Consider the following 3,851-nt stretch of genomic DNA (forward strand, 5'->3'; position numbering starts at 1 on the left):
CAACCTGTGCCATAAGAAAAGATACGGCTGGCTTCCATAATAGAACGAAACATTTCCGTGTGATTGACAGTATTAAAATATTTGATGGTTTTATCAATGTCTTCATGCAATTGGCAATTAATATTTTCTGGCTGGCCGGTCATTTCTTTCAACGTGTTTTCTTCCTTTTTGATTTCATATTTTAATTCAGAAAAACCCGAGTACCCGACCTTCTTGATGGTTCTGAACAAGAAAGAAGCGGAAACATGGCAAAGCTTGCTAATTTCATTTAAAGTTGAATTGCTAACAATATCTTTATGTTCGATAATAAAATTCAGGCATTGTATTTCATCTGAATTTAATTGTTGGAAGCTTTGATTCACCTTTTGTTCCAAATCCATAGAGAGTCAACACCCTTTCTTGTGTCCTTACATCCAATTTTATCACTATATAAGATGTTGACTCTATCCAAAAAGTTTTATTGTTTCAACAGTTCTTCAAATTTTTCCCTGACTTGGGGGACATCTAACCCTACGATAACTTGGAATGCTCTTCCTGCTCTCACAACACCCGCAGCTTTTCCCGCTTTAAATGCGCTATCCGGTTTCACTTTCTTTGGATCTACTACTGTCACTCTTAACCTGGTAGCACAATTGGTCACATCACTGATATTTTCTTTTCCGCCCAACGCATCCAGGTAAATTGCCGCTCTTTCCGAATAAGGATCTGTGTAGGATGCTGCAGCTGTTTCTTGCACTCCTTGTGCTAATTTTTTATTTTTATAATCCTGTTTTGTCTTTAATGTAATTTCTTCTTCCTCATCTGCTTCCCTGCCTGGCGTTGCAAAGTTGAATTTTAAAATGAAAAACCTAAAGACAAAGAAGTAAATAGCCGTGAATATCAGCCCAACTACAATTTGCGTTAAATATGTTGCCCAGTGATTTTGAAAAAGCGGAATCCAGTTTTTCCCGGCCATATCAATAATGCCTCCGCTCAAATCACCTACTACACCAAATAAATACAATGTCGTATCTAATGTTGCTGCCAAAAGGGAATGAATCACCCATAAAAGCGGCGCTACGAATAGGAATGTAAATTCAATTGGTTCGGTAATACCGGCAAGTACAGATGTAATGACTGCCGGTACCAGCAGGGCCAATACTTTTTTCCTGTTTTCTTTCTTTGCCGTAAAGTAAAATGCCAAAGCAATTCCTGGTATACCAAAAACCTTTTCATTGCCATACATCAGGAATCCCATTTGTGGTGCCATTGATTTCAGTGATTCCTTACTATTAGCAAATGTCTCCAAGTGCATAAGCCACCATTTCGTTAGGCCTTCCGGAACTGCGGCTGGCCCATATTGGAAAGGGATATAAATAAAATGGTGAAGACCTGTTGGAATTAAAACACGTTCAAGGAAACAGTAAATCCAAACCCCAACAGGACCTGCATGAGCCATGAACGATTGTAATGATCCGATGCCGAATGAAATTTTCGGCCAAATTAAACAGGTAATGAATGCCAAGGGTAAAGCGGCAAAAAAGCCAAGAATGACGACGAAAGCAGAGCCCTGGAAGGTGCCCAAAAAGTCAGGTAATTTATAGTCAAAAAATCTGTTATGCAAATAGACAACGATTCCCGCTATAATTAAGGCACCAATGATGCTTGTATTAAAAGTTTTAATGCCGGCAATCATTTTTAAGCCTTCGTTTGTGCTATTTTCAGCTAAAGCCCTTCCGTAATGCATAATTCCAAAAAATTTTCCCCAGTGGGTAAGGATGGCCGCTATAAAATAATTCCATGTAAGATACGTAACCAAAGCTTCCATTGCAGCCCTTCCGGAAGCTTTTTTTGCCAGCCCGATAGGCAGGCCGACGACAAATAATAATTCTATTTGATTAAATACTGTCCATGCACCTTGTTGTACAGTATCCCATATGCCGTACCATAAGGTTCCTTCACTTGCAAGGCTTCCAAAAACAGACGGATTGCAAAATAATATGCTGATGGCCAGCATAATGCCAGCAAATGAGAAAAGTAAAACAGGTGTAAACATTGCACCGCCAAATCTTTGTATACTTTTCATTGTTTATCCTCCTCCTCCAGACCGGAAACCGCTTTCCTTTTTAGGAATATGATGAGAAGCGATAAGATCTTTTTTCTTTTTAAAAGATTTACCGCTCCTCATTTTTGGTTTCACTTAGTAATGATGTAAAGGAGCATGTTTAAATAATCCCTTTAGTTGATTACCTTGTATGATCAGCTTAAAACCGTTCAGGACGCCCGATTTTTAATTCCGGCCAGTAATCCTTATTTGCTTCAACCAGTTCATCCAAAATAATTTTGGCCAGTCCTGCATCTGGTACAATCTTACTTAAGCTTAATGCTTGCCATAATTTCGTATATGAACCCTCTGTCCAGGCATCGACAACCAGGTTTTCAACACTGTTTTGTTCCTCAATCAACCCTTTTTGGAAGCGCGGGATTTTACCCTGGGCGAGTGGTTCAGGCCCATTTGCACCAATTAAGCAAGGAATTTCCACCATTGTATCAGAGTCCAGATTTTCTACTGCCCCTTTATTTGGGGTAATGACAAGCATGCGTTCTTTTGTGTTATAAGCAATAGCACGGCATAAATCAATAATGTAAGAAGCATGTTCATCTGATTTAAAGGCGCTGTTTGCTGCTGTTCCGGATTCCGTAATTTTGGCACATTCTTCGAAAACAAATTTTTCGCGGCCCAATCTGATTTCATCCGTCCTTGTATGATTCGGATCAGAATGTTTAACAACTTCCTGCGGATATAGATAGTATTTCAGATAAGTGTTTGGCAATGTTTCCGGATCGAGTGCATAGACATTTTTAGCCATTTCAAAAGTCTCTCTCCAGCTTTTTTCTGTCCCGCTTTCATCAGGCAATATATATCCGTGTTCCCTGACATAGGCTTGAAGCTGCGGCATTAAATTATTGCCTTTCTTATCTCTTACAGCCGTCCACCATCCAAAGTGATTCAAACCATAATAGTCGAAATCCAGTTCTTTATAAGAATCTAATTTTAATATTTTTGCCATCCGATCCATAATTCCAATTGGCATGTCACAAATATTGATAATTTTAGATTTCGGTCTTAAGCGATTTGTAGCTACAGCCACGATTGCAGCCGGGTTTGAGTAATTCAACATCCAGGCATTTGGAGAATATTTTTCCATATAGTCAATAAGCTCTAAAACGCCTCCGATGGACCTTAAACCGTAAGCAATTCCTCCAGGCCCTGTTGTTTCTTGACCCACAACCCCATGTTTCAATGGAATTTTTTCATCTTTTTCGCGCATTTCATATTTTCCAACCCTGATTTGTGCCATTACAAAATCGACATCTGTAAACCCTTCTGCAGGATTGGTCGTTGCCAAAAATTCTATTTCCGGGGCCCTTTCTTTAATCATGATAGCGCAAGCATCCGCAATTTTTTGCTGCCGCTCCCCGTCATTATCGTAAAACTTTAAACTTCTAATTGGAAACTTGTCTAAATTGTCTAGCAATGTTAAAACAATTCCCGGAGTATAGGTGCTGCCTCCGCCGGCGATCACTACTGAAAACTTTTTATCTGGCATAGTAAATCTCTCCTTAAAGAAAACGTTATCTTTATTACGTGATCATTATCTCACGAAGAAAAAATTATTCAATAAGATGCAATTGTTTAAAAAATAAATTTGCAAACAAAAAAGAATTTCATTTTCCGAAAAATATTTCATAGATTTTTGCCGCCTTTTCATATCCTTCATAAAGCAGCAATTTTGAGTAAAACGGGCTGCAATCCGGCAAAAGCAGTAAAGTTTTTTATATACAGGTACAGGTAATCGAGTAGGAGGAGG

At 38.8% G+C, this 3,851-nt stretch carries 2 protein-coding genes and 1 pseudogene; all 3 read right to left on the reverse strand.

Annotated features, from left to right (window positions below; translation table 11 throughout):
• Positions 1-380, reverse strand: a pseudogene (locus tag BpJC4_RS15470) (MurR/RpiR family transcriptional regulator); the annotation flags it as partial.
• Between the two features lie 77 nt (positions 381-457).
• Entirely contained in the window at positions 458-2,065 is a 1,608-nt protein-coding gene (locus BpJC4_RS15475) for an alpha-glucoside-specific PTS transporter subunit IIBC (protein WP_151698179.1), read from the reverse strand.
• A gap of 178 nt (positions 2,066-2,243) precedes the next feature.
• Entirely contained in the window at positions 2,244-3,590 is a 1,347-nt protein-coding gene (locus BpJC4_RS15480) for a 6-phospho-alpha-glucosidase (RefSeq protein WP_151698180.1), read from the reverse strand.
• Positions 3,591-3,851: the final 261 nt, after the last annotated feature.

It is taken from the genome of Weizmannia acidilactici (genome assembly GCF_008974185.1).
Taxonomy (GTDB): Bacteria; Bacillota; Bacilli; order Bacillales; family Bacillaceae_C; genus Weizmannia; species Weizmannia acidilactici.